The following is a 20,331-nucleotide window of genomic DNA, read 5'->3' as shown; positions in this document are numbered from 1 at the left end:
TGTAGTGGAGTTTTGCGGTAAAGTGGCGAAGCCACCGCAAAACGGAGCGCAGCAAAAAATGTCCTGTTGACAAACTTGTTAGCTGCGAAGATTGGCAATAATGCCTTCAATATTAGACTTCCAAGTGGGGTAGTCTTCTTCGTTTTCTTGCCACAGTTCATTCAATTCGGATTTATCCGATAGCACCAAATTTAACCCAGAAACAATATCTTCTTTGTACTTGGATAGTGCCGATTTATCTTGCTTCGAAAGCCAATCATCGTACCCTTCCGTTTCATGCGAGTACTTTGTTCCGACGAGAAGGGAATCCAAGATTGCCCCGGAAACGATGACCTCGTGACAATCATCATATTCAAGGTAATCCGAATCTTTGTGCCCAACTGCTTTCGCTATGAATGTACCTGCATCAGTATCCATTGCATCGTAGAGTAAATCACAAGATGTATCATCATCGAATACACCCATCCCCCATGCACCCATAATTTTCTCCTCTGTGTTTCGATTTACAGCTAACGCCGCGCTCTGCGGAAAATTTGGAGCGCAGCGGAAAATTTTTCCGTAGCAGCGCTTTGATACTTATGATGACCTCCTCCTCCGGAGACCAATGGAAACCTTCTAAACTTAAATCACCACAACAAAAGTTAATTAAAGAAGGAGATCATCATATGAGATTTTATACCATTTCCCACAAACATTACTGCGGAATAGATTTGCATACCAAAATGATGTACGTCTGCATACTTGATTCTGATGCTAACATACTGATTCATAAGAATATACCTACTAATGGTAAGGCGTTTTTAAAGCTCATAGCCCCCTATCGTGAAGACATTGTCGTAGGCGTTGAGTGCATGTTTTCTTGGTATTGGCTGGCTGATTTGTGCGCCAAAGAAGGCATCGAATTTATCTTAGGCCATGCACTTTACATGAGGTGTATTCACGGCGGAAAGGCCAAAAACGATAAAGTTGACTCGGAAAAAATCGCACGCATTATGAGAGGCGGCGATTTCCCTCTCGCCTATGCCTATCCTGCCGAGCTTCGGCCTGTTCGCGACCTCATGCGTAGACGAAGCCATTTGGTTCGCATTAAGAGTGAGATTCAAAGCCATATTAGTATCACCAACTACCAATATAATCTTGAGCCGTTCGACAAAAACATCGTTCACAAAGGTAATCGCGAAGGTATAGCAGATCACTTCGATAACGCTTCTGTACGGCTTAATGTTGAAACCGATATTGCCGTTATGGACAGCCTTCACGATCAGATACGGAACCTCGAAAACTACATTATCAGGCATGCGAAAGACTACGATGGCCGAATGTTGTACCGATTAAAAACAGTTCCTGGGATTGGCGATATTTTGGCTTTAACAATCATGTATGAAATTCTATCGATCGATCGTTTTCCAACGGTTCAAAAGTTTTGTTCATACTCCCGTTTAGTTAAATGTGCGAATGAGTCGGCTGGCAAAAAAATGGGGACATCAGGCTCAAAAATAGGTAACGCTCATCGAAAATGGGCCTTTTCTGAAGCGGCTATTTTATTCATACGTGGAAATGATAAAGCTCAGAAATATGTTACTAAATTAAGCAAGAAGTTTGGCAAAGGTAAAGCGCTGTCCATACTATCCCACAAATTGGGACGCGCTATTTATTTTATGATGAAAAGGAACGATGTCTTTGATATGAATTACTTTTTTCGAAATAGTTAAATGTTTAGGGTAGCGTGTTTGAGCTAGCAGGTATAACTAGGGTGCCGAGCATAAAGATCCTAAGCTAAGTTATCCATTTAAGCTTCGAGCTTACTCTTAGCCTGATGAAAAAATGCCAACTCTCTCGCTTTGATTAGACAGAACACGCTACCCGCCCTACGCTTTTTTGATGTGTGACTGCCCCTTGACTGAGTGATCTATAACTGGATACAAAACACCGTAAGCCTGATTCTTTGAAGCGCCAGATCCAAGGGTAACCGATAAATTTCTAGTAGCGCCTTAGTAAAGCTAAGGCATCCAGATTACTTCAGCGAATGAAAGCGTCGAACGTTAATTTGGACTGACTCTCAATAGGTGTTTGGTACAGTTACCGCTAAGCCTTCCATGAAATTATCGTCAGTAGAAACATTCAAAATTGCTTTTTTATTAACTCTAGGCATTAAACCAAGGGTTTTGGTGAGTTATTGTTCTTTGACAGGTCCGGTCATATAGGTGTTAGGATATTTATATTTCATTTTGCATAGCGGTAAAATCAACGATGAGCGCAATATAGCCAGCAGAGTCGATAGATTCTATGAAAGATTCTAGCTTCTTCCTTGCTGGATGACACGGTGGACACCATTCAGCAAAGTATTCCACAATTAAATATTCCGAATCGGGAATGTCATTCAACTCGAGTGGTTTTCCCGAGGAAGGTTGCATTAAACCCACAAAATGTTCTTTCACATCGTATCCATATACGATTTTTTTGCAGTCTTCAGGTGGCTCATCCCCATCAGATGGTGAATCACTTACACAACAGTATGACTGCCCTGATACTTCAGCTAGAGCCGAAAGTTCTTTCGGCCAGTCATCCTTTTCTATCAAAATTCTATTTTGATCGTACACAAGAATTCTGGGAAAGGTTAAGTTTTTTGTGCTCAGCATTCTATCTAAACTATAAGTGCCAGTTATAACCTCTTGAGCATTACCAAGAGAAGCAAACAGAAACAATCCTACTGCTATTAATCTGTGCATTATATTTTCCTTATCCTAACGCAGAGCTAAACGGCGCACAAAGTGGAGCTGCTTTTGTGCGAAAATTTGCGAAGCAAATGCACAAAAGAAGCGGAGCTTTGGGCGTCCAGTGGAGGCCACAGGCCGGAACGGTGTTTTAGCGTTTTGTTATGAGAGACCACGAACCATACCTGAAACACCTTAAATATTTTATTACCAACTAAATTGATTAGTACCCCATACATGCTTTTGATTTTACTTATAGCCGCGTTGCATTAAAGCCAAAGCTGTAGCACCAACCTTCTTCGCTTTAAGTATAAATTACAAAACAGCTAAGCCAATACTCGCAAAAATTGCGTTTAGCCTATTACTTTTATAAATGGAATGGAAGCAAATAAAAGAGGAAAATAGCCATTCCATAGCAAATACAAACATACAAAATTTAGGCCTTAAAGTTGACCTTGGCGATACCTAGCTGGTAGCTCATAACGCCTTGCTAAGGGGCGGAAATTAGCGTGGTAATGTGAGCGCAAGCGAACCACGCTAATTGGAGTCCCGCTTGAGCAATTTGATACTTATGATGACCTCCTCCTCCGGAGACCAATGGAAACCTTCTAAACTTAAATCACCACAACAAAAGTTAATTAAAGAAGGAGATCATCATATGAGATTTTATACCATTTCCCACAAACATTACTGCGGAATAGATTTGCATACCAAAATGATGTACGTCTGCATACTTGATTCTGATGCTAACATACTGATTCATAAGAATATACCTACTAATGGTAAGGCGTTTTTAAAGCTCATAGCCCCCTATCGTGAAGACATTGTCGTAGGCGTTGAGTGCATGTTTTCTTGGTATTGGCTGGCTGATTTGTGCGCCAAAGAAGGCATCGAATTTATCTTAGGCCATGCACTTTACATGAGGTGTATTCACGGCGGAAAGGCCAAAAACGATAAAGTTGACTCGGAAAAAATCGCACGCATTATGAGAGGCGGCGATTTCCCTCTCGCCTATGCCTATCCTGCCGAGCTTCGGCCTGTTCGCGACCTCATGCGTAGACGAAGCCATTTGGTTCGCATTAAGAGTGAGATTCAAAGCCATATTAGTATCACCAACTACCAATATAATCTTGAGCCGTTCGACAAAAACATCGTTCACAAAGGTAATCGCGAAGGTATAGCAGATCACTTCGATAACGCTTCTGTACGACTTAATGTTGAAACCGATATTGCCGTTATGGACAGCCTTCACGATCAGATACGGAACCTCGAAAACTACATTATCAGGCATGCGAAAGACTACGATGGCCGAATGTTGTACCGATTAAAAACAGTTCCTGGGATTGGCGATATTTTGGATTTAACAATCATGTATGAAATTCTATCGATCGATCGCTTTCCAACGGTTCAAAATTTTTGTTCATACTCCCGTTTAGTTAAATGTGCGAATGAGTCGGCTGGCAAAAAAATGGGGACATCAGGCTCAAAAATAGGTAACGCTCATCTAAAATGGGCCTTTTCTGAAGCGGCTATTTTATTCATACGTGGAAATGATAAAGCTCAGAAATATGTTACTAAATTAAGCAAGAAGTTTGGCAAAGGTAAAGCGCTGTCCATACTATCTCACAAATTAGGACGCGCTATTTATTTTATGATGAAAAGGAACGATGTCTTTGATATGAATTACTTTTTTCGAAATAGTTAAATGTTTAGGGTAGCGTGTTTGAGCTAGCAGGTATAACTAGGGTGCCGAGCATAAAGATCCTAAGCTAAGTTATCCGTTTAAGCTCGAGCTTACTCTTAGCCTGATGAAAAAATGCCAACTCTCTCGCTTTGATTAGACAGAACACGCTACCCGCCCTACGCTTTTTTGACGTGTGACTGCCCCTTGACTGAGTGATCTATAACTGGATACAAAACACCGTAAGCCCGATTCTTTGAAGCGCCAGATCCAAGGGTAACCGATAAATTTCTAGTAGCGCCTTAGTAAAGCTAAGGCATCCAGATTACTTCAGCGAATGAAAGCGTCGAACGTTAATTTGGACTGACTCTCAATAGGTGTTTGGTACAGTTACCACTAAGCCTTCCATGAAATTATCGTCAGTAGAAACATTCAAAATTGCTTTTTTATTAACTCTAGGCATTAAACCAAGGGTTTTGGTGAGTTATTGTTCTTTGACAGGTCCGGTCATATAGGTGTTATACCTTTACTCACTATGGGCATCAAATTTTTCACTTTCTAGCTCATTAAATAAAAGCCGAAGATCAAATTTAAGCGCGTGCCTAAAGTCACTAATTGCAGAAAAAAGCTTCTCCGCATTTGATTGGTCATCATTCAATTCTAAACCACTTTCATAGGTTGATATTAGCCGCCGTCTCAATCTGTTATAGGCGTTTTGCGATTTTGAGGACATGACCATTGATGCAGGACCACAGTGCCAGCTACGAAGCTCTTCAGTTATAGATTTGAGCGTGTCTTTTTGACTTCTACGCCCCTTGGTTAGACTAATCTTGCCGACAATTTCAAATGCTGATTGATAATTATCAAAGCGTAAATCGATTAATTTTTCACTGTATTTTGATTCAACCGCTTGTCGGAAAGCTCGACGCTGAAAGTAAGCTGAAATAAGTGATATTCCAATTGCGACAATACCTGCGACCAAAGCGGATAGTAATTTTTCAGGCAATCTTCAGTCTCCCTTTAGGTATAACGCCACAATAACCGAGCTTAGCTAAGCGTGGTATTGTGAGCAAAGCGAACCACGCTTAGCGGAGTCCGGTTGATTGTTTTGTTAAATGGGGGTTACGGATTAAACGCACGTTTACAACCACCATTGATAGACTGAAGCGCAGACTCCATAGCATAGATCTCGTTATTATCACCAAACACCTCGCCTCTTCTTTGAATTCTCTTAGATTGTTTTTTTATCCAACGACCCAGGCGTGCCCACCATTTTTTTGCTGCATCCGGCGCAGGCCCATCTATCGATGAATAATGGTTTCCGATCCATTCAAAAGAAGACATACCGATCATGTCACCTTCTATTTGGCGAACATTGAACCAAAAAATAGCGGTATGTCCTGGGCCAAACCAGGGTATATCTTTTTCAGCTCCTGATTTAAGCTCCTGCCAACCTGAAAAAGGATCTTCTATCGTACCGTCCTCTTCTAGCATTGAGTCGCTTATAAGAGGAAGAGGCCCACATTCTGTGTGGTACAAGCAATACCTCCCGGAAGACTCTATTGAAAAGTCATTAAATGCTTGCCATTTCCCCGACCCCACAGATTTTATTAAGGCAATATTTGGTTCATCGCAAAGCCAACTTGAAACATTTTTTAAGTCTTCTTTTGATATATATACAGGAAGCCAGCTCATCGTTTGTACCATTTAACGCATAGCTAAACGGCGCACAAAGTGGAGCTGGTTTGTGCAACAATTTGCGAAGCAAATGCACAAACAAGCGGAGCTTTGGGCGTCCAGTGGAGGCCGAAGGCCGGAACGGTGTTTTAGCGTTTTGTTATGAGAGACCACTAACCGCACCTGCAACACCTTATTTTTTAATACCAACCAAATTGATTAGTAACCCATAGATGCTTTTGACCTTACTTAAGGCAGCGTTACTCAAAAGCCAACAAAATAATACGAGCCTGAAGACTATTTACCCAACAGGAACACACTTGATGACTAGCACCAACGAGGTTTAACTAATTTGTGTGTTTTTACAATTTAGTTAAACCGGATTAAAACTGCCAACCAAAGGCTACGAAAGCACGTTGCAATTGGCTTTAGCCTATTACTTTTCTAAATGAAATGAAAGTGGAAATCAAAGGGAGATAGCCATTCCATAGCACATTCAAATTAACCTATATTTAAACTTTAAAACCGACCTTGGCTATACCTAGCTGGTAGCTCATAACGCCGTTATAACCTGCATTTTGGGTGGAGTGTAGTGCTGTGCAACAATGAGCGCAGCGAATGCACAGAACGAAGCGTAGCCCAAAATGTCAGGTTTATAACTTTGTTATGCATTTTTGGCCAGCCGTAACCGAACATATTTATATATGATAGTTAAAGGAATTAGAACACAGGACAAAGCGAAACTGGCCACAGAAATAAAGACTATACCCGACAACATTCCCGACTCCAACTCTATATTAACGCTCATTCCAATGACTAAAGACAATACAAATGAAACAACCAACATTTTTAAAGGCTTTATATCATACGCTTCTGGAGAAAAATAAGCAGCCAGCGCCCAAGCAAGCAATGCTGGTGACAGACCTAGAATAATTAAAACCGGTAACAAGAAAAACATGGGTATTGAACCTGCCCCAAATATGCATAACGCAGAGCTAAACGGCGCACAAAGTGGAGCTGGTTTGTGCAACAATTTGCGAAGCAAATGCACAAACAAGCGGAGCTTTGGGCGTCCAGTGGAGGCCGAAGGCCGGAACGGTGTTTTAGCGTTTTGTTATGAGAGACCACTAACCGCACCTGCAACACCTTATTTTTTAATACCAACCAAATAGATTAGTAACCCAAATATGCTTTTGACCTTACTTATACAGCGTTGCCCAAAAGCCAATAAAATAATACGAACCTGAAGACTATTTACCCGACAGGCATACTCTTGATGACTAACACCAACTAGGATTAACTAATTTGTGTGTTTTTACAATTTAGTTAAACCGGATTAAAACTGCCAAACAAGGGCTACGAAAGCACGTTGTAATTGGCTTTAGCCTATTACTTTTACAAATGGAATGGAAGTGAAAATCAAAGGAAGATAGCCATTCCATAGCACATTCAAATTAACCTATATTTAAACTTTAAAACCGACCTTGACGATACCTAGCTGGTAGCTCATAACGCCTCAATCAGCCGACGCGTTAGCGGTCGGCTGCATTGACTTGTTAGCTTTTGATATTTCTGATTCTTCGACGGATTTCAATTCCTTGCCTTGTATATTTTTCCATTCAATTAGACCGTTCGCGCTTCGTCCCATAATTACGGCAGCTGCCGCAGATGGACTACTAAATAGATAGTCAGATGCGAGAACCAAAGTCTCGTTTTTTTTGATAATAATCTCATTATCAATCAGTTCGTCTCTAAGTGCATTGAACCCTTTCGGGAATGATGGAACTGTATCCGCAGCCACCTGAGAGCCCGCAAACACAACGAAACCATCCGATGTTCTTTTTCCTCGCCCATCGGCGCCCCGAGCACCTTTAACATAAAAGCACTCATCGGGCTCTTGTGAGCTGGACTCGACTTTAATAAGAGGCTCAAAAACTTTGAAGCCCATTGTGTTGATTAGTATTTTTATATATTCAATAAACTCTTCCATTTCTGCTTGATCTGATTCAGAAATGGAACTTCTTGTTGGAGTATTCCCATTTTGAATATCGTATCGCCCTGCTGTTGAGGCGATTTCATATAACCTGGACTCAAGATATTTAATGTGGGCTTTATTAAGGTTTTCATCTTTGCTTATAAATACTACAGACTCATTCCAAAATTCCTTTTCAGACACATGCTGGACAAGACGAGAGTAAGCGTTTTCAGCTTCACCTATATATGCTTTGGGCTTTGAGGTTGAAGATTCTGCTCGGCCAAATAACAGGTATACAGATGTTCCTTTTAAATCGTGTCTATCCGAACAATCCTTAACCTTTCCTCGCGGAATTCGATATGCCTTGCCATTCCAGTTTGATAGTTCGCAAACCATTCTTCCATCAGGATCAGCATCCATCAGAAATAATTTAATTGTTTTTCCATATTTCGTGGAATACATCCATTTTCTCCGAGAAAGCTAACGCAGAGCTAAACGGCGCACAAAGTGGAGCTGCTTTTGTGCGAAAATTTGCGAAGCAAATGCACAAAAGAAGTGGAGCTTTGGGCGTCCAGTGGAGGCCATAGGCCGGAACGGTGTTTTAGCGTTTTGTTATGAGAGACCACTAACCCCACCTGCAACACCTTATTTTTTAATACCAACCAAATAGATTAGTAACCCAAATATGCTTTTGACCTTACTGATACAGCGTTGCCAAAAAGCCAATAAAATAATACGAACCTGAAGACTATTTACCCAACAGGCACACACTTTATGACTAACACCAACGAGGTTTAACTAATTTGTGTATTTTTACAATTTAGTTAAACCGGATTAAAACTGCCAACTAAGGGCTACGAAAGCACGTTGTAATTGGCTTTAGCCTATTACTTTTCTAAATGAAATGAAAGTAGAAATCAAAGGGAGATAGCCATTCCATAGCACTTAAAAAAAATCCAATTTAGGCCTTAAAACTGAACTTGGCGATAACTAGCTGGTAGCTCATAACGCCGCGTTAAACGGCAGACAAAGTTGTGATGCTTTTGTGCGATAATTTGCGTAGCAAATGCACAAAAGCAGCGCAGCTTTGGCTGTCCAGTGTAGGGCCGAAGGCCCGGAACGAGTTTGAACGCCTTGTTATGCATTTTGCCCTATGATCGATTGTTTTGTTAATTGAGAAACATAAACAGTACTGCCTATCGGAACACTCTCCTTGGAAACACCCTTTAAAGATACAAGAATAGGCCAACGCTTGGTTACACTAACGGATGGATCCTTAATGTTTAAGTGAGCGACGCTGAACAATGCATCAGCAGATAAACTTTTTCCTTCAGGTGTTTCGATGGTAACTGTTTCGTTGATATTCACCCATTTTCCTTGCTGCGGAAGATCAAATGAAGGAGCGAGTACTAGCCCAATACTTTCAATTGCAAAAGTATCTTCCACCTTCATTAATTCAACTTTATCCATTCACTCTTCCTGATGCATAACGCATAGCTAAACGGCGCACAAAGTGGAGCTGGTTTGTGCAACAATTTGCGAAGCAAATGCACAAACAAGCGGAGCTTTGGGCGTCCAGTGGAGGCCGCAGGCCGAAACGGTGTTTTAGCGTTTTGTTATGAGAGACCACTAACTGCACCTGCAACACCTTATTTTTTTATACCAACCAAATTGATTAGTAACCCATAGATGCTTTTGACCTTACTTAAAGCAGCGTTGCTCAAAAGCCAACAAAATAATACGAGCCTGAAGACTATTTACCCAACAGGAACACACTTGATGACTAGCACCAACGAGGTTTAACTAATTTGTGTGTTTTTACAATTTAGTTAAACCGGATTAAAACTGCCAAACAAGGGCTACGAAAGCACGTTGTAATTGGCTTTAGCCTATTACTTTTCTAAATGGAATGAAAGTAAAAATCAAAGGGAAATAGCCATTCCATAGCACATAAAAAAATATTCCAATTTAGGCCTTGAAACTAACCTTGGCGATACCTAGCTGGTAGCTCATAACGCAGAGCTAAACGGCGCACAAAGTGGAGCTGCTTTTGTGCGAAAATTTGCGAAGCAAATGCACAAAAGAAGCGGAGCTTTGGGCGTCCAGTGGAGGCCAAAGGCCGGAACGGTGTTTTAGCGTTTTGTTATGCAAATATTCGTTTTTCAAGAACTGATACCTCAACGATGATTAGAGCATTTGGGGGAATTATGGTTTCTATTCCAGCCTCTCCGTAAGCTAAGTGTGGCGATATTATCAGTTTTCTAACGCCACCTATTCTCATTCCTTCAACCCCATAGAATAATCCATTGAACATTGACTCTCTATCTACGCGTAAATCCGTCGTTAGAGTTTCGCCATCATCCGATAACGAGGCTCTATCAATTAGCCCCCAAGGTGCATTCCATTTAATAGGATCGCCTTTATTTAGCCAAAACCGTAATTTCATTAAATAAGTAATTTGGCGTTCAACCTCTTCGCCAAAACCTTCTTCTTCCGAAATTAGCTTAATTCCTGATTTCATCTTTTCGCATAACGCATAGCTAAACGGCGCACAAAGTGGAGCTGGTTTGTGCGACAATTTGCGAAGCAAATGCACAAACAAGCGGAGCTTTGGGCGTCCAGTGTAGGCCGAAGGCCGAAACGGTGTTTTAGCGTATTGTTAGGTGATTTACTACTCATAGATCATACTCAGAAATTCTCCTTCACTCTTAGCCAGAACTTCCTCACTTTCAGATTTGGGATGAATTCGAAAAATATAACCACCGCAATGACGCAATATAAAATTTCCATTATCGTCCACTGCAACAATGTATGACTGTTTCCCCTTCCACCAATCTGCCTGGAATGGCCTTCTATCTTCCTCTCGAATCAAGCATGCTAATTTAATTTTTTCACTATTAATATCAACGGTTCTTTTCCAACCGATATCTTTGATAGCTTTCTCTAATTGCTTGGAACCCATTTCTGCCACCTAACGCCGCCAGCAACTGCCGGAGTGAATTGGCTGCTTTTTTGCGTTTTTTTGCAAAAAAGAAGACAGTTTACGGAGGTCAGATTGACTGGCCTTGTTATGCATTACTTGCTACCAATGCTTTCTTTGACCTTATTGTTTAGTTCAATAAAGTCTCTTACAAGCTGATCGCAAACAGTTTTTTCGGCTCCACAACGGGCACTAGTTTCAATGAAAATAGAACCACCTTTTTCTATCACTTCCCGTTTTACATACGAAGGGTGTGCCGGATGTGTTTCTGGAGTGAAGGAGTACAGCGCCCTTTCTGATTTAACTTCTGCTATTTGCCAACCGCGATCAACTCTTACTTGAACATTTGGATCGGATTTCAATTTTACCAACAACTCTGATACTGCCAAGCCTTCCGAATTTTGACCCTCATACCCAAGACCCTCTTTAACTGGAGAACTAGCCCCACAGCCAAACAGTGCCGTAGTAAATAATAAAATAATTATTTTCTTCATCGATACCTTCTTATGCATAACGCATAGCTAAACGGCGCACAAAGTGGAGCTGCTTTTGTGCGAAAATTTGCGAAGCAAATGCACAAAAGAAGCGGAGCTTTGGGCGTCCAGTGGAGGCCAAAGGCCGGAACGGTGTTTTAGCGTTTTGTTATGAGAGACCACTAACTGCACCTGCAACACCTTATTTTTTAATACTAACCAAATTGATTAGTAACCCATACATGCTTTTGATTTTACTTATAGCCGCGTTGCCTTAACGCCAAAACAGTAGCGCCAACCTTCGTTGCTTTAAGTAGAGCTCACAAAACAGCTTAGAAAATACTCGCTAGAATTGCGTCTAGCCTAGTACTTTTACAATTAGAATGGAAGTGAAAAACAGAGGAAAAAGCCATTCCATAGCGCATACAAATTAACCTAAATTTAAACCTTAAAACCGACCTTGGCGATACCTAGCTGGTAGCTCATAACGCCGCTAGCAACGGCCGTAGTGGAGGTGTTTGTGTTGTGCTAGCGTAAGCGTTAAAGCACATAAACAAACACCGGAACGGAGGTCCAGCCCGCAAGGGCGATGTTGGCTAGCCTTGTTAGCTTTTTGCCCCGTACTTATTAACTGTATCCCTTCGTTTTTCTAACCTCTCCAGACACAACGCCCTTTGGGTTTCAGCCTCGGACAACTCGCAAACCATTACATCCGTTTCCATTTCAACCGGGTGCTCTCTGCGATAGCGGCTGAGATTTATAATGGATTTGTCGAGATTTTCTAGGTGCCCGGATAAAAACACTTTAGAAAAAACGTGGTTGCCAGAGTTCTGGTACCAATTATATGAATCAATTGCTCTATTAATGGAGTTTTCATACTCCCAATAAATGTGCTTTAACTCTTTCTCACTGCCTCCCTTCAAATCCATGGCGCGAAGCACATCAACATTCGAAGAAAGAACATTTTCCAAATGATGGTAATTTTCAACGCCAACATTAAACCCATACTTCATGCCCCCAGCAAAAGCGCCGAATAGCAAGGTTAAAGCAATTAAGACGTACAAGCTTTTCTTCATGTTTGGATCAAACTTCCGTATTTAAGCTAACGCAGAGCTAAACGGCGCACAAAGTGGAGCTGCTTTTGTGCGAAAATTTGCGAAGCAAATGCACAAAAGAAGCGGAGCTTTGGGCGTCCAGTGGAGGCCACAGGCCGGAGCGGTGTTTTAGCGTTTTGTTATGTGCCACGCTACTTTACCAAATATTTTTTAATTTGCGCTGATACCCCAATTAAACAGGCACCAACAACTAAGAATGTAACACCAACATAAATAGGATTTACACCGTCTGCTGGTACTATTTTATAAAACTGGTGCTTACCACCTATTGATTCGTTACCGCCAAAATGAACTCCGCCTACTGGTAGAAAATCACTACCAAAAGCCATCAAGGCTATAAAAATTGAAATAACCCCAATAATTTTTAAAACTAATACCAATAATTTCATTTTCGCCATTTATACATTCAAGTAATATTCATGACCCAAGGGGCCACATAACGCAGAGCTAAACGGCGCACAAAGTGGAGCTGCTTTTGTGCAACAATTTGCGAAGCAAATGCACAAAAGAAGCGGAGCTTTGGGCGTCCAGTGGAGGCCGAAGGCCGGAACGGTGTTTTAGCGTTTTGTTATGAGAGACCACTAACTGCACCTGCAACACCCTATTTTTTTATACCAACCAAATTGATTAGTAACCGATAGATGCTTTTGACCTTACTTAAAGCAGCGTTGCCCAAAAGCCAACAAAATAATACAAACCTGAAGACTATTTACCCAACAGGAACACACTTGATGACTAGCACCAACGAGGTTTAACTAATTTGTGTGTTTTTACAATTTAGTTAAACCGGATTAAAACCGCCAACCAAGGGCTACGAAAGCACGTTGTAATTGGCTTTAGCCTATTACTTTTACAAATGGAATGGAAGTGAAAATCAAAGGAAGATAGCCATTCCATAGCACATTCAAATTAACCTATATTTAAACCTTAAAACCGACCTTGGCTATACCTAGCTGGTAGCTCATAACGCCAAGCTCACCTGCGAATATTGCGGAGAGCGTTTTTGTGTAAAATGGAGCTACGCGACATACACAAAAACGAGCGTAGCAATATTTGTCAGGTGCAGCTTTTTGTTATGGCAACGACATTTTTAATTTAGATATTTCTACTTTTGCGTCTTCTGAATTTATGACAACTAGATTATAGTCTCGCTCTCCTGGCGCAGCGGCTCCAGCACCAACCATTCCAGTTAAAATTACTACGCCTAGATTATCTAAAGATCCTATCACCCATTTAAGGTAATACTCTTCCCCTGACTCAAAGTTTAATTCTACAGTTGACGCGTCAAATCCATGGCTTCCATCCCCAACAGTAATAACGTGAGCACCCGGTTCCAACTCCTGAACGGTATAGCCCCCATTTTTTAAGGGCCCCAGTTTCTCAGAGTCAACGTAAATCAAAGGAGCCACACAACAATTAACAGCCTTACTTGGACGATAAATATACAATGTGGCATTTTTTGAGTTTTGTAACTCATGCTGCTTATATACTGGTCCGCTAGCTGAACAACCAGCCAACAAGATTAAAACAATAAAAACAATAACAAACCGATAAAACATACTTACTCCAAATAAATGCCATAACGCCGAGCTCACCGGCCCATTTTGCGGAGAGCGTTTGTGTAAAATGGAGCGCAGCGACTACACAAACGAGCGTAGCAAAATGGGTCCGCGTGCAGCGTCTGGTTATGTGTTTTTTCTATAATTAAAACTCATGTGTTCCTCTTCGATTTTTAGATCACTTGAGGTTCTGTATTTTTCAATAAATTCTTTGAACAGGATTGGTAGCATTGCAATAGCTTCATCATCAGTATCCACAGAACTTCGGATTGTTCTCGACCAACTCCAAGCACAATCCCAGATGCCATATTTCATTGCCACCCAATAACGCCAGGAACTGAACATTTTTGTATCAGTTAAAGACATCAACCCCACAAAATAGCCTTCTAAGTGTGTTGCCACGCTCTTAAACGAAATTTCTTCAACATACATTCCCGGCCTTTTACATAAGAAATGAATATGTCGTTCAATTTGTTCCGGTTGAATATCCATGCTTAAATTCCGGGTGACACATAACGCAGAGCTAAACGGCGCACAAAGTGGAGCTGCTTTTGTGCAAGAATTTGCGAAGCAAATGCACAAAAGAAGCGGAGCTTTGGGCGTCCAGTGGAGGCCAAAGGCCGTAACGGTGTTTTAGCGTTTTGTTATGTTTTGGCCGCTAAATATTTTACTATAAATGGTTTTAATATAAATACGGCCGCCATTGCAACTCCATAAGCCAGAGTAAATAACTGCAATATTTCCAATATTCCGTTGGGGAACGAGATACTTAGTCCGATAAACGGAATTAGATATATGAAGTAAAATACTCCGTTAAACCTCCAATTTAAAACCAAACATAAAAAATTAAATACCGCCAACACTACCCCAACCACTAACAGGCTTGCTGTCGGCATTGATACCAAGCAAGATAAAACAAACCCCAATAAAGTGACGAGTGACACTACCCCGCTTAGCTTTATAACACGATTTCCATGCCGGGCTAATGACATACTTGATATACCTGATTAAACATAACGCAGAGCTAAACGGCGCACAAAGTGGAGCTGCTTTTGTGCGAAAATTTGCGAAGCAAATGCACAAAAGAAGCGGAGCTTTGGGCGTCCAGTGGAGGCCAAAGGCCGGAACGGTGTTTTAGCGTTTTGTTATGCAAATATTCGTTTTTCAAGAACTGATACCTCAACGATGATTAGAGCATTTGGGGGAATTATGGTTTCTATTCCAGCCTCTCCGTAAGCTAAGTGTGGCGATATTATCAGTTTTCTAACGCCACCTATTCTCATTCCTTCAACCCCATAGAATAATCCATTGAACATTGACTCTCTATCTACGCGTAAATCCGTCGTTAGAGTTTCGCCATCATCCGATAACGAGGCTCTATCAATTAGCCCCCAAGGTGCATTCCATTTAATAGGATCGCCTTTATTTAGCCAAAACCGTAATTTCATTAAATAAGTAATTTGGCGTTCAACCTCTTCGCCAAAACCTTCTTCTTCCGAAATTAGCTTAATTCCTGATTTCATCTTTTCGCATAACGCATAGCTAAACGGCGCACAAAGTGGAGCTGGTTTGTGCAACAATTTGCGAAGCAAATGCACAAACAAGCGGAGCTTTGGGCGTCCAGTGGAGGCCGAAGGCCGGAACGGTGTTTTAGCGTTTTGTTATGAGAGACCACTAACCGCACCTGCAACACCTTATTTTTTAATACCAACCAAATTGATTAGTAACCCATAGATGCTTTTGACCTTACTTAAGGCAGCGTTACTCAAAAGCCAACAAAATAATACGAGCCTGAAGACTATTTACCCAACAGGAACACACTTGATGACTAGCACCAACGAGGTTTAACTAATTTGTGTGTTTTTACAATTTAGTTAAACCGGATTAAAACTGCCAACCAAAGGCTACGAAAGCACGTTGCAATTGGCTTTAGCCTATTACTTTTCTAAATGAAATGAAAGTGGAAATCAAAGGGAGATAGCCATTCCATAGCACATTCAAATTAACCTATATTTAAACTTTAAAACCGACCTTGGCTATACCTAGCTGGTAGCTCATAACGCCGCCCACAGGGGCCGCAGTGGAGGTGAACGTTTTGTGCAAGCGTAGCGAAAAGCACAAAACGAGCGCCGGAACGGAGGTCCAAGCCGCAAAGCGGCTGAGCCTGATGGGCCTTGTTATACCTTTTTCAATCTATTTTTTATAGCCTTTTTTACAATACTCTCAGTTCCCGACCATTCACCAACAAGCTTTGGGACTATAGAAATCAACTTAATACTCTCTTCATCTCCAACCCCACGCAATGCGCATAGTAAATTCCCGTATTCGCTCTGACTGTTGCACAATTTCAATGATTCTTGGATAAGCTCCCTTGCTTTTGATCGAGTAGAATCTTCGATTACCGGCGCCCCAGGAAATGAAAGAATACGATTTAGACCAGAAATGATTTTTATAAGTGTATTTTTTTGACAATTAGAGCTAACAGAATATATATCAGAAATTCTTAACAAGACATTTACAGACTCCGACGTTTTAAACTCTTGTAAGAAACCAATGACAAAACGAACTTTATTCTCGTCTTTCGCTAGCTCAAATAATCCATCATACCCATTAACAATGTATTCCGAAGCAACATCTATCCACATTCCCATCGGTGGAATGATACTACCGTCCACATTCTCGACGAGATTGGTAGGCCAACTCATCCTCTCTTTTATTTCTTGAAGAATAATTGAAATATCAGGATCTCTAGAACTAGATACCTTGATGATATCTTCAACATTTAGATCATGATTTTCTGCCTTATTAATCAATTCTTCTTTCATATGCTCGATACTTGACTGGGTATAACGCCTTTGTAACAGGCATTTTTTGTGTAGTGGAGTTTTGCGGTAAAGTGGCGAAGCCACCGCAAAACGGAGCGTAGCAAAAAATGTCCTGTTGACAAACTTGTTATGTTTTTTAGAACCAGCCATAGAAACTATTTAACGCTGTCGCCAAAAGACTGCTTGCAACTCCTAGCTCAATATTCCAAGATGCCTCAACGGCTTTAGACAGCATCATTTGCAACCAAGATTTAACTGCCGGTCCAAACTCCTTTGATTCGTTATTTACTATTGATGAATCCTCATCGATAGCATCCTTTAACAAAGAAATATCCGATTCTGATATTCCATTCTTTTCTAGAGTTTCAGCTAGTGCACTAAAATCACCTTTTATACTTACATTCGAGACATTCTGGGAATTTCTGCTACCAACAAGTATCGTTGTGTTATCGCCAAAGATTGCATTATTAAAAAGGTTCTCTGTATCTACGCTACTGATACGCTCTTTCACTTGATCTTCATTCAACTCACTCGGAAATTGATCGTTCAACTCTAAGACAAAATCCAACAGACGCGAGCGAACCTGAGTTAGCATTTGCAAAACGCTCGTGAGACTTATCTCCGACCACGCACTTTCTATTTGATAGCCATTGTCAAGACCCTTGCCCAATAGACCATATGACTCCATCGGTATATGTGCTTGCAAATGCCCAGCATCTTTTTCTATAAATTTTTCCAGAACCGCCAACGATTGATCCATTCTCGCGGTCTCTATTGCTTCTCTATGCTTTTCCTCAAGGTGCCCCATAGGGATGTGTTGAGATGTTGCTCTGTACGCTCCATTTGAAGCGTTCACCAAAACTTGTGCGGGCAATATTCTGTAATCCGGTACAGAATCCCTATCAGGGTATCCGTTAAGCTCGTTATTTACCCATGGTACTAGCTCTTTATGGCCAATTTTATGAAGCAAAACTTTCGTCTTAATCAGAGCGTCACTTAACTTCCCAGTATCCGAGCTGAGAGTGTCAATAATCTCATTTATCAGCTTCATTTATTACTCCGAAAAACATAACGCCGCAAGAAGGGGCAATTGTGAAGCGCAGCGTAACAATTGTCCCGCTTGCTTGCTTTGTTACACCTTTTTTGATTCATTTATTGCCCATTCCTTTAAGTTATACGCTTCCAATATTCTCAAAGATTCTCTACCGTCTATGAGACAATAATATCTTGGGTTATAAGGCTGAGTAGCAAATACTTTAAGTGTTTGTATAACCGCCGACGTAATATCATGGCAGTGTTGCACTATAAGAATATCGGCGGGCTCTTGAGACAGCCTCACTATTTGATCGCCATTTTTCCCAAGATGTTTTACTGTCATCGGGCTAAACTTTGCAGGCCCTTTGAGTAAAAATGCGCCAGCAACACGCTCACCTTTGACATGTAAATGTGATGTCAGAAAATCCGAAGTTTCTCCACCCCAATCTTTTGTTGTAGATTCGCTTAGTATCTTACCCAAAGCCTGTTTAAAAACACTTTCCTTGATTTGCTTCATATCATCAAAGGATGGCGGCAATTCGAAATCTTTCACTTTAGAGAACTCATCAAAGTCTTCTACATGAAGATTGTAGTGGTCGCTATATCTTATCCACGCGAGTTCACCAGTATCCGTGTCTCCCATGTAGGGAAACCCGATAATTAAAGGAGCAAAAATTAAACAATCTCCGTCAAGCTCTATAAATTGAGCTATTACAGCGAATTCGCCTCCCTGAGCTATTTTTGCGTGTAAGGTATCACTCGATATTCTACTCGTGGTCAACTCAAGTCTGACCTGAAAGGTACTGCCCTCATAGGGTTCACAACTTAGAGAAACCCTAGGCTGCTCATAAAGCTCTGGGCAAGGTTTAGTTCTTATCACAGAACAAAATAAGTGGCCGCCTTCCTCAAGTAAAACTTGATCTAATGTCTTTACTCCAATTCCTTTACAAAATTCCAGCATCACTCTTGTGTAAATGTGGTCTATTACGACTTTTTTTCGCCACTCTGGAGTAACAGATGGAATTTCTGCAATCTTCTTGTTTATGAGCGAAGTTCCAGCATCTTGTAGTATTGCTTCAACTTTTCGGTGATTTACGAATCCCGGATCTACGACTAATTCATTTTTCGACAAAATTTAATTCCGCAATCAAATGATGGGTGTAGGTGTAACGCCGTTATAACCTGCATTTTGGGTGGAGCGTAGTGCTGTGCAACAATGAGCGCAGCGAATGCACAGAACGAAGCGTAGCCCAAAATGTCAGGTTTATAACTTTGTTATGCACTATTAAATGTTGATCTCACCATCCTATAAAAGGGATAAGACAGTACACCTAAACTAAATGCACACATTGTTCCGAATACATACACACCCTCCAATCCAGTATTATCCGTAACTGAGAATATAGGAATTAATACAATTGCAGGTATCGGTACAAGCAGTGCTAACATAGCCTGCTTCAAACTACCATTCGCCATCCAAATCGCCGAAACGAAGCCAGCAACTAAGCCTAAAACAGCTAGGATGTAAAAAATATACATTAATTTGCCAGCCATTAAGATAAATATAAGCCAACACACACAGAGAAAGATTAACTTAATAATTTTTAGCTTCATTCTATTTCACTGATAATGGTTTATACGAATGCATAACGCCGCCCACAGGGGCCGCAGTGGAGGTGATTGTTTTGTGCAAGCGTAGCGAAAAGCACAAAACAAGCGCCGGAACGAAGGTCCAAGCCGCGATGCGGCTGAGCCTGGTGGGCCTTGTTAGAGTTTTTGGCCATTAATTAAATACCGCCCCAAAGCAGCACCAAGAATTAGTGATATAGGCAATACAAATACAGCACCCATTAAACCACCGATTGTACCGGCCATAATCGCTTCTAAAATTGGTATAGAGCCTGAACTAATTGCCATTGCGCCCATATATAGTAACCCTGATGTGAGCGCTGACGGAAAACTTATAATTACCGTTGCAACATAGGGCTCGTATTGAAAGCGCTCGCCAGGAATAAGCTTATACCATCCCGAGAAAAACCAGCCAAATATAGATGCCGTTATAAACGCGATACCGGTAAGAACAACCATTGCATTCTCTAAGTTTTCAAGAATCGTAAAAGAAAGAGATAGAACACCAACAGCTGCTAGTAAAGCGTTTAAAACTGAACTCTTTACCTTTAAATTGAAATCGCTCATGACTATGATGCTCGCAACTCTAACGCAGAGCTAAACGGCGCACAAAGTGGAGCTGCTTTTGTGCGAAAATTTGCGAAGCAAATGCACAAAAGAAGCGGAGC

21 protein-coding genes are annotated in these 20,331 nt (G+C 41.1%); 2 read left to right on the top strand and 19 right to left on the bottom strand.

Going from position 1 to position 20,331, the window contains the following annotated elements; genetic code table 11:
• Positions 1-78: 78 nt before the first annotated feature.
• Entirely contained in the window at positions 79-480 is a 402-nt protein-coding gene (locus SDE_RS09645; RefSeq protein WP_011468314.1) for a DUF4259 domain-containing protein, read from the bottom strand.
• 185 nt (positions 481-665) lie between these two features.
• Between SDE_RS09645 and SDE_RS09640 the strand changes: the two genes are divergently transcribed.
• Positions 666-1,712 carry an IS110 family transposase gene (locus SDE_RS09640; RefSeq protein ID WP_041325626.1) on the top strand — a complete coding sequence of 349 codons (1,047 nt, stop codon included), beginning with the start codon at positions 666-668 and terminating at the stop codon, positions 1,710-1,712.
• Positions 1,713-2,216: 504 nt separating this feature from the next.
• On the opposite strand, the gene SDE_RS09635 is transcribed toward SDE_RS09640, so the two are convergent.
• A complete protein-coding gene (locus SDE_RS09635) occupies positions 2,217-2,729 on the bottom strand; it encodes a hypothetical protein (protein WP_011468312.1) in 513 nt (170 codons plus the stop codon).
• A gap of 643 nt (positions 2,730-3,372) precedes the next feature.
• Here SDE_RS09635 and SDE_RS09630 point away from each other — a divergent pair.
• Positions 3,373-4,419 carry an IS110 family transposase gene (locus SDE_RS09630; RefSeq protein WP_041325625.1) on the top strand — a complete coding sequence of 349 codons (1,047 nt, stop codon included), beginning with the start codon at positions 3,373-3,375 and terminating at the stop codon, positions 4,417-4,419.
• 502 nt (positions 4,420-4,921) lie between these two features.
• On the opposite strand, the gene SDE_RS09625 is transcribed toward SDE_RS09630, so the two are convergent.
• The 17 genes from SDE_RS09625 to SDE_RS09530 form a co-directional block, all read right to left on the bottom strand.
• A complete protein-coding gene (locus tag SDE_RS09625) occupies positions 4,922-5,401 on the bottom strand; it encodes a hypothetical protein (protein WP_011468310.1) in 480 nt (159 codons plus the stop codon).
• Positions 5,402-5,517: 116 nt separating this feature from the next.
• Positions 5,518-6,090, bottom strand: coding sequence for a hypothetical protein (locus SDE_RS09620; RefSeq protein ID WP_041325624.1), 573 nt, complete (start codon positions 6,088-6,090; stop codon positions 5,518-5,520).
• Between the two features lie 646 nt (positions 6,091-6,736).
• The gene (locus SDE_RS09615; protein ID WP_041324541.1) at positions 6,737-7,030 is read right to left on the bottom strand and encodes a hypothetical protein; all 294 of its coding nucleotides are present in this window, start codon (positions 7,028-7,030) and stop codon (positions 6,737-6,739) included.
• 558 nt (positions 7,031-7,588) lie between these two features.
• Positions 7,589-8,509: a GIY-YIG nuclease family protein gene (locus SDE_RS09605; RefSeq protein ID WP_011468307.1), complete on the bottom strand. Its 921-nt coding sequence runs from the start codon at positions 8,507-8,509 to the stop codon at positions 7,589-7,591.
• 675 nt (positions 8,510-9,184) lie between these two features.
• The gene (locus SDE_RS09600) at positions 9,185-9,517 is read right to left on the bottom strand and encodes a hypothetical protein (protein WP_041324536.1); all 333 of its coding nucleotides are present in this window, start codon (positions 9,515-9,517) and stop codon (positions 9,185-9,187) included.
• A 673-nt stretch (positions 9,518-10,190) separates the two neighbouring features.
• The gene (locus SDE_RS21910; protein ID WP_011468302.1) at positions 10,191-10,568 is read right to left on the bottom strand and encodes an FKBP-type peptidyl-prolyl cis-trans isomerase; all 378 of its coding nucleotides are present in this window, start codon (positions 10,566-10,568) and stop codon (positions 10,191-10,193) included.
• Between the two features lie 150 nt (positions 10,569-10,718).
• Positions 10,719-11,009 (bottom strand): hypothetical protein, encoded by a 291-nt coding sequence (locus SDE_RS09590; RefSeq protein WP_143710873.1) that lies wholly within the window; start codon positions 11,007-11,009, stop codon positions 10,719-10,721.
• 113 nt (positions 11,010-11,122) lie between these two features.
• The gene (locus tag SDE_RS09585) at positions 11,123-11,521 is read right to left on the bottom strand and encodes a hypothetical protein (RefSeq protein WP_011468306.1); all 399 of its coding nucleotides are present in this window, start codon (positions 11,519-11,521) and stop codon (positions 11,123-11,125) included.
• A 584-nt stretch (positions 11,522-12,105) separates the two neighbouring features.
• On the bottom strand, positions 12,106-12,576 hold the full coding sequence (locus SDE_RS09580) for a hypothetical protein (RefSeq protein WP_011468305.1): 471 nt from the start codon (positions 12,574-12,576) through the stop codon (positions 12,106-12,108).
• Positions 12,577-12,746: 170 nt separating this feature from the next.
• Positions 12,747-13,013 (bottom strand): hypothetical protein, encoded by a 267-nt coding sequence (locus SDE_RS09575; RefSeq protein ID WP_011468304.1) that lies wholly within the window; start codon positions 13,011-13,013, stop codon positions 12,747-12,749.
• A 675-nt stretch (positions 13,014-13,688) separates the two neighbouring features.
• A complete protein-coding gene (locus SDE_RS09570; RefSeq protein WP_041324530.1) occupies positions 13,689-14,174 on the bottom strand; it encodes a DUF2846 domain-containing protein in 486 nt (161 codons plus the stop codon).
• Between the two features lie 126 nt (positions 14,175-14,300).
• A complete protein-coding gene (locus SDE_RS09565) occupies positions 14,301-14,666 on the bottom strand; it encodes a hypothetical protein (protein ID WP_041324527.1) in 366 nt (121 codons plus the stop codon).
• A gap of 653 nt (positions 14,667-15,319) precedes the next feature.
• Entirely contained in the window at positions 15,320-15,697 is a 378-nt protein-coding gene (locus tag SDE_RS21905) for an FKBP-type peptidyl-prolyl cis-trans isomerase (RefSeq protein WP_011468302.1), read from the bottom strand.
• Positions 15,698-16,351: 654 nt separating this feature from the next.
• Complete coding sequence (locus SDE_RS09550; protein WP_143710872.1) at positions 16,352-16,999, bottom strand: hypothetical protein; 648 nt, start codon at positions 16,997-16,999, stop codon at positions 16,352-16,354.
• A 136-nt stretch (positions 17,000-17,135) separates the two neighbouring features.
• The gene (locus SDE_RS09545; protein ID WP_011468300.1) at positions 17,136-18,050 is read right to left on the bottom strand and encodes a hypothetical protein; all 915 of its coding nucleotides are present in this window, start codon (positions 18,048-18,050) and stop codon (positions 17,136-17,138) included.
• Between the two features lie 81 nt (positions 18,051-18,131).
• Positions 18,132-19,166 (bottom strand): hypothetical protein, encoded by a 1,035-nt coding sequence (locus tag SDE_RS21295; protein WP_049762614.1) that lies wholly within the window; start codon positions 19,164-19,166, stop codon positions 18,132-18,134.
• A gap of 635 nt (positions 19,167-19,801) precedes the next feature.
• Positions 19,802-20,122 carry a glutaredoxin gene (locus tag SDE_RS09530; RefSeq protein WP_226986422.1) on the bottom strand — a complete coding sequence of 107 codons (321 nt, stop codon included), beginning with the start codon at positions 20,120-20,122 and terminating at the stop codon, positions 19,802-19,804.
• Positions 20,123-20,331: the final 209 nt, after the last annotated feature.

The organism is Saccharophagus degradans 2-40 (assembly GCF_000013665.1).
GTDB lineage: Bacteria > Pseudomonadota > Gammaproteobacteria > Pseudomonadales > Cellvibrionaceae > Saccharophagus > Saccharophagus degradans.
Note: the sequence above shows the minus strand (reverse complement) of the source record. Positions and strands in the feature narration are given on the sequence as shown.

Bases quoted from the DNA above. Each gene is read 5' to 3' on its own strand.
- SDE_RS09545 (WP_011468300.1), bottom strand. From the start codon at position 18,050: ATGAAGCTGATAAATGAGATTATTGACACTCTCAGCTCGGATACTGGG.
- SDE_RS09605 (WP_011468307.1), bottom strand. From the start codon at position 8,509: ATGTATTCCACGAAATATGGAAAAACAATTAAATTATTTCTGATGGAT.
- SDE_RS09580 (WP_011468305.1), bottom strand. From the start codon at position 12,576: ATGAAGAAAAGCTTGTACGTCTTAATTGCTTTAACCTTGCTATTCGGC.
- SDE_RS09600 (WP_041324536.1), bottom strand. From the start codon at position 9,517: ATGGATAAAGTTGAATTAATGAAGGTGGAAGATACTTTTGCAATTGAA.
- SDE_RS09635 (WP_011468312.1), bottom strand. From the start codon at position 2,729: ATGCACAGATTAATAGCAGTAGGATTGTTTCTGTTTGCTTCTCTTGGT.
- SDE_RS09565 (WP_041324527.1), bottom strand. From the start codon at position 14,666: ATGGATATTCAACCGGAACAAATTGAACGACATATTCATTTCTTATGT.
- SDE_RS09550 (WP_143710872.1), bottom strand. From the start codon at position 16,999: ATGAAAGAAGAATTGATTAATAAGGCAGAAAATCATGATCTAAATGTT.
- SDE_RS09575 (WP_011468304.1), bottom strand. From the start codon at position 13,013: ATGGCGAAAATGAAATTATTGGTATTAGTTTTAAAAATTATTGGGGTT.
- SDE_RS21905 (WP_011468302.1), bottom strand. From the start codon at position 15,697: ATGAAATCAGGAATTAAGCTAATTTCGGAAGAAGAAGGTTTTGGCGAA.
- SDE_RS09585 (WP_011468306.1), bottom strand. From the start codon at position 11,521: ATGAAGAAAATAATTATTTTATTATTTACTACGGCACTGTTTGGCTGT.
- SDE_RS09570 (WP_041324530.1), bottom strand. From the start codon at position 14,174: ATGTTTTATCGGTTTGTTATTGTTTTTATTGTTTTAATCTTGTTGGCT.
- SDE_RS09590 (WP_143710873.1), bottom strand. From the start codon at position 11,009: ATGGGTTCCAAGCAATTAGAGAAAGCTATCAAAGATATCGGTTGGAAA.
- SDE_RS09530 (WP_226986422.1), bottom strand. From the start codon at position 20,122: ATGGTTGTTCTTACCGGTATCGCGTTTATAACGGCATCTATATTTGGC.
- SDE_RS09630 (WP_041325625.1), top strand. From the start codon at position 3,373: ATGAGATTTTATACCATTTCCCACAAACATTACTGCGGAATAGATTTG.
- SDE_RS09640 (WP_041325626.1), top strand. From the start codon at position 666: ATGAGATTTTATACCATTTCCCACAAACATTACTGCGGAATAGATTTG.
- SDE_RS09645 (WP_011468314.1), bottom strand. From the start codon at position 480: ATGGGTGCATGGGGGATGGGTGTATTCGATGATGATACATCTTGTGAT.
- SDE_RS09620 (WP_041325624.1), bottom strand. From the start codon at position 6,090: ATGAGCTGGCTTCCTGTATATATATCAAAAGAAGACTTAAAAAATGTT.
- SDE_RS21910 (WP_011468302.1), bottom strand. From the start codon at position 10,568: ATGAAATCAGGAATTAAGCTAATTTCGGAAGAAGAAGGTTTTGGCGAA.
- SDE_RS09615 (WP_041324541.1), bottom strand. From the start codon at position 7,030: ATGTTTTTCTTGTTACCGGTTTTAATTATTCTAGGTCTGTCACCAGCA.